This is a genomic window from Halomonas sp. SIMBA_159 (assembly GCF_046536035.1).
Lineage (GTDB): Bacteria > Pseudomonadota > Gammaproteobacteria > Pseudomonadales > Halomonadaceae > Vreelandella > Vreelandella venusta_A.
Genome location: NZ_JAWJBT010001065.1, coordinates 1 through 254, shown reverse-complemented (window position 1 = coordinate 254; position 254 = coordinate 1). Strand labels below are relative to the sequence as shown.

The following is a 254-nucleotide window of genomic DNA, read 5'->3' as shown; positions in this document are numbered from 1 at the left end:
ACGGACTATGGCGAGCGCGAGCTGAGTCTGGCGCAGAAGGTCGCCAGAGTCAGGCAGCAACTGGATAGTGGCGAGGCAGTGATTATGTTCTCTGAACTCCATGAAACGGTTGATATTAAACTGCGCCGTTCACTGAGCGCAGAATAAAGCTGCCATAATGAAAAGCGGCAGCAGAAAACGGAAGCTGACGCCGATGCACGGGCCCGTGAAACTTGACTGCTTTCTCTGGCCCTGTTACTAACTGATTCCGTTAG

1 protein-coding gene is annotated in these 254 nt (G+C 52.8%); it reads left to right on the top strand.

The annotated features are described in order from the left end of the window. The coding region (locus tag R0J87_RS22555) for a YheU family protein (protein WP_498889119.1) at window positions 1-147 on the top strand (147 nt) is incomplete at its 5' end. Between the last annotated feature and the right edge of the window lie 107 nt (window positions 148-254).